Source organism: Halobacillus trueperi (assembly GCF_003386945.1).
In the GTDB taxonomy this organism is placed as follows: domain Bacteria; phylum Bacillota; class Bacilli; order Bacillales; family Halobacillaceae; genus Halobacillus; species Halobacillus aidingensis.
On sequence record NZ_QUAE01000024.1, the window covers coordinates 41,735 to 48,641 of the forward strand.

At 46.3% G+C, this 6,907-nt stretch carries 4 protein-coding genes; all 4 read left to right on the forward strand.

Annotated elements, in window-relative coordinates; translation table 11 throughout:
- The first annotated feature begins 10 nt into the window (after window positions 1–10).
- On the forward strand, window positions 11–2,149 hold the full coding sequence (locus DYE48_RS18540; protein ID WP_115824861.1) for a penicillin-binding protein: 2,139 nt from the start codon (window positions 11–13) through the stop codon (window positions 2,147–2,149).
- 87 nt (window positions 2,150–2,236) lie between these two features.
- Complete coding sequence (locus tag DYE48_RS18545; protein ID WP_115824862.1) at window positions 2,237–4,159, forward strand: stage V sporulation protein D; 1,923 nt, start codon at window positions 2,237–2,239, stop codon at window positions 4,157–4,159.
- 48 nt (window positions 4,160–4,207) lie between these two features.
- Window positions 4,208–5,680 carry a UDP-N-acetylmuramoyl-L-alanyl-D-glutamate--2,6-diaminopimelate ligase gene (locus DYE48_RS18550; RefSeq protein ID WP_115824863.1) on the forward strand — a complete coding sequence of 491 codons (1,473 nt, stop codon included), beginning with the start codon at window positions 4,208–4,210 and terminating at the stop codon, window positions 5,678–5,680.
- A partial coding sequence (locus DYE48_RS18555) for a UDP-N-acetylmuramoyl-tripeptide--D-alanyl-D-alanine ligase (protein ID WP_147299297.1) occupies window positions 5,680–6,907 on the forward strand: 1,228 nt, incomplete at its 3' end. The genes DYE48_RS18550 and DYE48_RS18555, both read left to right, overlap by 1 nt.

Consider the following 6,907-nt stretch of genomic DNA (forward strand, 5'->3'; position numbering starts at 1 on the left):
TGATTACCTCATGAAAAAACGCAACAATAATAAAAGCTCCGCATTTTTGATGATCGCCTTTGCGATTGTATTTTTCATCATTGCGGGGCGTTTCATTTATATCGAGACAGCAGAGACGGTGGAAGGTGTCGATTTGCAGAAATGGGCGGAAGATATCCGTACTAGCTCTTATGAAATTGATGCAGACAGAGGTAAAATCTATGACAAAAACGGCATGGTGCTTGCCTATGATCGTCCCACATATCGAATTTATGCCATCGTAGACCCGGAGTATTCGGCTAATCTCGATCCACCGAGACACGTTACAGACCCGGGCGAGACAGCAGATAAGCTTGCTCCACTGCTTGATATGGAAGCAAGTGAAATTAGAAAAACGATTGAAGAAGGCCAGGAGAATGAACGCTTCCAAGTCGAATTCGGTTCCAGTGGACGATCTATTTCTCAGGAGGCGAAAGAAGAAATAGAAGATCTTGAGTTGAACGGGATCCAATTCAAACAAGAATCGAAACGCTATTACCCGAATGGGAAGTTCGCTTCTCATGTCATCGGGTTTGCCCGCAGCCAAGATGGAAACATCAACGGTGTGACAGGGATTGAAAAGCAGATGGAAGAACATCTTCAAGAAGAAAAAGGGAAAATCAGTTATGAACGGGACAAGTACGGAACGAAACTGTTAGATCCGAACGAAGTGATGACAGAACCTGAAAATGGGAATGATGTCCATTTGACCATCGACCAGAAAATCCAGACCTTTTTGGAAGATGCTTTATCACAGGTGGATGAACAGTATAATCCAGAAAAGATCATGGCAGCGGTCATGGACCCTGATACCGGTGAAATTTTAGCGATGAGTAACCGTCCGAGTTATAACCCGAACAATATAGGCGAGGTGGATAATTGGTATAACGACCTTGTTTCCTACACCTTCGAACCCGGCTCAACGATGAAAATATTCACTTGGGCGGCTGCGATGGAAGAAGGGGTATATAACGGGAGTGATATGTTCAAGTCCGGTACGTATAAAGTACCTGGCAAAACAATAGGGGATCATAACAATTCCGAGGGCTGGGGGATGATTTCTTATGATGAAGGATTTCAACGCTCCTCTAATGTCGCCTCTTCCAAGCTTACCCTCGAGGTTCTTGGACCTACAAAACTACGGAAATATTTGACGGATTTCAATTTTGGTGAAAAGACAGGCATTGACCTTCCGAATGAAAAAAATGGTCGTTTTGCATATGATAGAGAAGTGGAACAGGCGACGACTTCGTTTGGACAAGGTTCCACATTCACGGCTATCCAATTGATGACGGCAGCCACTTCAGTCGCCAATGAGGGTAAGATGATGCGCCCTTATATGTTGTCTAAGATTACTTCGAGTGAAACCGGTGAAGTGGTGAAAGAAAACAAACCGGAAGAGATTGGACAGCCGATCTCAGAGAGTACAGCGAAGAAAATGCGTGATCTTATGGGTACTGTCGTCACGTCTGAACAAGGAACCGCGCAATCGTTCAAATTGGATGATTACACGCTCGCAGGTAAAACAGGCACCGCGCAGATGGTTGAGAATGGAAGTTACTTGACCGGTCGGAACAACTACGTTTTCTCCTTCATGGGGATGGCTCCAAAAGAGGATCCGGAACTTCTCATGTATGTCGCTGTTCAGCAGCCGGATCTGGAAGTTACGGAATTAGGTTCTGAACCTGTGTCTTACATTACCAGAACCGTGCTTGAAAACAGTCTCCATTACATGGATATCCAGCCGGATAAAGAGGTAGACGAATCCGTTTCACCGTTGACTATTCCAGATGTCATAGGGAAAGGTACTTCTACGGCTAAAGATGAGCTGAAACAAACGTTCTCGGATGTAGAAGTCATCGGTAATGGTGGTGAAGTAACCGCGGTTCTTCCACAACCGGGCTCCAAAGTTGTAGAGAATCAAAGGATTATGGTCATTACAGACAAGCCGGCCATGCCTGATTTGACGGGATATTCAGCCCGTGATGTGCACAGACTTGTGAAACATTTCAACTTGAATATCGAGACCATGGGGAACGGCTTTGTTGAAAAACAGAGCATCCCTGAAGGATCAAGTATAAAAGAAGGCGGCTATTTAGTCGTAGAATTAGCTCCTCCGAGAGAGGAGTGACACCATTCCAGGCAGTGTTCTAATCGTTTCTAGATTGCATATAGTGATACAAGCTGACTCTATTGACTTCAAAAAGGAGTTATTAAGATGAGACGAGTATCACAAGTGGTCGTAAAGAAACGATTAGTCGCTGTCTTTCTTGTTGGAATGGTTATTTTTTTTGTCATCGCAGGAAGGCTTGGGTATGTCCAGTTCTTCTTAAGTGACTTCCTCATTTCAAAGGCAGAAGAATCCTGGAGCAGGGATATTACGTTCGAACCAGAACGGGGGAAGATTCTTGATTCGAATGGGGAAGTGCTCGTTGGAAATCAATCCGCTCCAACGGTCATGGTCGTTCCGAGACAAATTAAAGATCCGGAAGAAACAGCACAAAACCTGGCACAGATTTTGGACATGAGTGTGGAGAAAGCTTATTCTCACGTCACAAAGGTAACCTCTATCGAAAGAATCCATCCAGAAGGTCGGAAAATCAGCGAGGAACAGGCGGAGGCGATCCAGTCTTTGCAGATGCCTGGCGTCTACATAGCCGAAGACTCGAAGCGATACTATCCTCATGGCTCTTTCCTTTCGCATGTGCTTGGATTCAGCGGCATTGATAATCAGGGGCTGCTTGGTTTGGAAGCGTATTATGATGAAAAATTGAGGGGTGAAAAAGGGGCGTTGTCCTTTTTCTCAGATGCCAAAGGGAAACGGATGCCGGATATGGCGGATATTTATAAACCGCCCGAAGATGGGGAAGACCTGCAATTGACGATCGACTACAAAGTCCAATCCATCATGGAACGCGAGCTTGATATCGCTCAGGCCAAATACAATCCGGATGGAGCGGTGGCATTAGCAGTGGATCCTGATACAGGGAAAGTTGTAGGAATGGCGACTCGTCCTAATTTCGACCCGGCCAATTATCAGGAAGTGAAACCGGAAGTCTATAACCGGAATTTACCTGTCTGGAGTACGTACGAGCCTGGTTCCACTTTTAAAATTATCACCCTTGCCGCCGCTTTGGAAGAAGACCTTGTTGACCTTGATGACGAACACTTCCATGACCCCGGATCGATTAAAGTAGATGGAGCGACTCTTCGTTGTTGGAAACGAGGCGGGCATGGAGATCAAACTTACCTGGAAGTCGTCCAAAACTCCTGTAACCCTGGGTTTGTCACCCTTGGACAGCGACTTGGTACAGAGAAACTTTTTGAATACATTGATCGTTTCGGTTTTGGTGAGAAGACCGGTATCGACCTTGAAGGAGAAGGTAAAGGGATTCTGTTCAAACCGGAGAATGTGGGACCTGTAGAACAAGCGACAACGGCGTTTGGGCAGGGGGTATCGGTCACGCCAATCCAACAGGTTATGGCTGTCGCGGCAGCGGTGAACGGAGGATATTATTATGAGCCGTATATCCAGGAAGCGTGGCTCGATCCAACCACTGGTGAAACGTTAGAAAAAAATGAACCGAAGTTAAAAGAGAGAATCATCTCTGAAGAAACATCGGCGGAAATCCGCCGTGCTCTCGAAAGTGTCGTCGCCAAAGGGACAGGGAGAGGCGCGTATGTGGAAGGGTATCGTGTCGGCGGAAAAACCGGGACTGCTCAAAAAGTCGGCCCGGACGGCACATACATGGAAAATAACCATATCGTATCCTTCATCGGTTTTGCTCCAGCGGATGACCCTGAACTTGTCGTTTATCTTGCCATCGACAACCCGAAGAATACCGTTCAGTTCGGTGGTGTCGTGGCTGCGCCAATCGTCGGGAACATCATGGGGGACAGTTTACGTGCCTTAGGAGTAGAACCTAGGAAAGACGGGTTGGAAAAAGAATACTCCTGGCCGGATGAGCCGTTAGTAGAAATTCCGGATGTTACAGGGATGGAGAAAAAAGAATTAAGTCAAATGCTTTTGAACCTGGAAGTGGAAGTCAGTGGAAGCGGATCTAAAGTGATTACACAGGCGCCTGAAGCCGGTGTCAAAGTGCCAAGTGGTTCAACCATTCGTGTGTATCTAGGGAATTAAACCCGCGTTTGGTATAATAAAACTTGTGATCAGGTAAGGGTGACACATATGAAAATGAAGAAACTCTTGCGGTACATTCCTTTTTATAAAGTGACGAATTCAGTGGCAGATCTCCACATCAAAGGGCTTTCCATGGATTCAAGAACCACGGAGCCTGGAGATGTGTTTGTCTGCCTTCGCGGTGTGGATGTCGACGGCCACCGGTTTGCGAAGGGTGCAGTGGAAAGAGGGGCTGTGGCTGTCATTGCTGAAGAAGAGGTGGCTGTCCCTGTCCCTGTCGTCCTTGTGAATGATACATCGCGAGCGCTTGCGATGGCGTCTGCAGCTTTTTACGACTGCCCCTCAGAGTCCCTCCACGTGATCGGAGTGACCGGTACGAATGGCAAAACGACCATTACCTATTTATTGGAGGAAATCTTTCAGCAGCATAAAAAAAAGACCGGAATCATCGGAACGATCCAGGTCAATATTGCTGGAGAGACGTTCCCGGTAAAAAACACGACACCAGACGCTCTTACCTTGCAGCGCTACTTTCATAAAATGCATGTAGGGAACGTCGATCATGCAATCATGGAGGTATCTTCCCACGCCCTTGATCAAGGAAGGGTGTACGGCTGTGATTTTGATATCGCCGTGTTTACCAATTTGACCCAGGATCATTTGGATTATCATGAAAATTTTGATGATTATCTTCGTGCAAAGTCCCTATTGTTCGCGCAATTAGGGAATGGGTATAATAAGGAACGTGAGAAATTCGCAGTCATCAATAACGACTCCCCGCTGGCAAAAAAATTCATTCGTTCGACCTCTCAAGGTCTGCTGACTTATGGCATTTACGAACAGGCGGATGTAAAAGCGGAGGAGTACACGATGACAGAAACGGGTACCGCCTTTATTATGACCACCCCCATCGGTACAGTTTCCATTCAGAGTCCATTGATGGGGCTGTTCAGTATATATAATATGCTGGCTGCAGCGAGTGCCGCTATTTTATCAGGCGTCCCTCTAGAGACAATTCAGCGATCCTTTCAACAGACCAAAGGAGTAAAAGGGAGATTTGAACCTGTGAGAGAAGGTCAGGGCTTCGGTGTCGTTGTTGACTACGCCCATACTCCAGATTCGCTGAAGAACGTGTTGCAGACGCTCCGGGATCTATGCAAAGGGACGATCTCCGTTGTCGTCGGCTGCGGAGGGGACCGTGATCGCAGTAAACGTCCTGAGATGGCGAAAGTCAGTGTCGACTATGCGGACCGGGTCATATTTACCAATGATAACCCTCGTACGGAAGACCCTAAACAGATTTTCAGAGATATGACCGCCCATGTAAAAGGGCGCTATAAACTGATCGAGGATCGAAAAGAAGCCATCACCTATGCGCTTGAACACGCGAAAACAGGAGATATCGTCCTGATTGCGGGAAAAGGCCATGAAACGTACCAGGAAATCAAAGGTATCCGTCATCATTTCGATGATTGCGAGGTGGCCCGTACGATATTAAGAGAAATGAAGGAGCATCCATAATGATTTTAGAAGTCAATGAACTCACACAACTTTTTCCGAAAAAACAAGGAGCAGCATCGGATCAGATTCAGCTTGGATCTGTGATGACAGACAGTCGGAAAGCGGCTAGACAAAGCTTGTTCGTCCCGATCGTGGGAGAGAATTTCGATGCGCACGATTTTCTAGGAGATGCGATTAAACAGGGAGCGGTCGCTACGCTGTGGCAGGAAGATCAGCCTTTGCCGAAGCTGACACCTACAGACTTCCCTGTCTTTTTTGTGGAAGACACGACGAAGGCTCTCCAACAACTAGCCTCCTATTATTTGAAAAAGGTGGATCCTGTTGTTGTCGGCGTGACCGGATCAAATGGAAAAACGACAACGAAAGATCTGGCTGCATCCGTCCTTCAAGTCAAGTACAAAACACATAAGACCGCTGGTAATTTTAATAATCATATCGGCCTCCCTCTCACTGTCCTCGCCATGGATCCAGAAACAGAAGCGGTCGTTCTGGAAATGGGGATGGATCGTGCAGGGGAAATTTCTGTTTTATCAAAGCTTGCCGAACCAAGTTATGCCATCATAACGAATATCGGTGAATCCCATATCGAGAATCTCGGTTCTAGAGAAGGGATCGCCGGGGCGAAACTCGAAATTACAGAAGGCCTTTCTGAAGAAGGGGCCTTAATTCTCGATGGAGATGAGCCTCTACTGCAAGAACAAAAGTCTAAAAACTGGACGGTTACTTGTGGTTTTGGTGACGAGCTTGACTATCAGGCCGAGATTCTTCAATTGACAGATGAGAGCAGTACGTTTAAAGTCGGTGAGCAGTCTTTTGAATTGCCTATGGCTGGGAAACACAATGTGAAAAATGCTACATACGTTATTGCTCTTGCAGAACGTTTAGGGTTATCTCCACAAGAGATCCAGCAAGGGTTTCAGCAATTGCAAATGTCTGCCATGCGCTTTGAAAAACATGAAGGGCATAAAGGTTCCTTAATCATTAATGATGCCTACAATGCTTCCCCGACTTCCATGAAAGCCATCATTGAAGTTGTCAGTCAATTGACATCCAAAAGCAGGAAAGTGTTAATATTAGGTGATATGTTCGAGTTAGGGGAACAATCAGAAAAGCTTCACAAAAGCGTAGCCGATGCCATTGATGAGAAGATTCATGCGGTTTATACGATCGGCGAGTATTCCAAGGCTATATCGGATGCCGTAGACAAACAATACCATTACATTGAAA